Here is a 786-nt window from a genome sequence, read left to right on the forward strand (position 1 = left end):
CCATGTTCTGTCCACTCCCGCCGTTGATTTCGTTGGATTTCCCATCTCACAATTAAGGGCTACGCGACACATGGATTTCGATGCGGATGTCGCGGCTGTAGTCATCGCCCAGAAGAGCCCTCACCCGCGCCTCGACCGCGCCGCCTGCGTCATGATCCGTATGCACAACCTCCGGCTCTTCGGTCAGGTTGAAACGGATCAATGGAGAGGTCGCGGCGCGAATGATCTGGGGGTGCAGCTCCGGAGGCGCGCCTTCGATCAGTTGTGCTACATTGGCGGCCCGTCCGGCGGCTTCCGCGCCGATCGCCGCCTGCACGGCGAGTGTTCTTTCGTCAACGAAGAACCAGAGGCTCACCGCCTGCGCCACGACGATAACACCCAGCACCAAGAGTGAGATCTGCGTGCGCAGTCTCCACGGGCGCGTTTTCACGAACTGACCTCGACATCGCAGGTCAGGCTGTAACCGCCGTTGCGCACGGTGGAGATGACACGGGGGCGCAATACGTCCGGTTCGATCTTGCGGCGCAGGCGGCTGATCTGATTGTCGATCGTCCGGTCAAGCGGTCCGGCCACGCGCCCCGCTGTCATTTCCAGCAGCTCATCGCGGCTCATGACGATACGCGGGCGTTCGAGCAGGATGGACAGGAGTTTCAGCTCACCGGAGGTTACCTGATTGCGGGTGCCGTCCGGGGCGGTCAGGGTCCGTCCGTCATAGTCCAGTTCGAGATGGGCGAACCGGATGCGCTTGCCCGCGAATGGGTCCTGCGGGTGTTGTCACATTAACGG

Annotated in this window: 1 protein-coding gene and 1 pseudogene; both read right to left on the reverse strand. The window is 62.2% G+C overall.

Annotated elements, in window-relative coordinates:
• Positions 1-70 precede the first annotated feature (70 nt).
• Positions 71-430, reverse strand: a pseudogene (locus UB90_RS22365) (ATP-binding protein); the annotation flags it as partial.
• On the reverse strand, positions 427-741 hold the full coding sequence (locus UB90_RS22370; RefSeq protein WP_438356804.1) for a winged helix-turn-helix domain-containing protein: 315 nt from the start codon (positions 739-741) through the stop codon (positions 427-429). The gene UB90_RS22370 and the pseudogene UB90_RS22365, both read right to left, overlap by 4 nt.
• Between the last annotated feature and the right edge of the window lie 45 nt (positions 742-786).

It is taken from the genome of Tritonibacter mobilis (assembly GCF_001681715.1).
In the GTDB taxonomy this organism is placed as follows: domain Bacteria; phylum Pseudomonadota; class Alphaproteobacteria; order Rhodobacterales; family Rhodobacteraceae; genus Epibacterium; species Epibacterium mobile.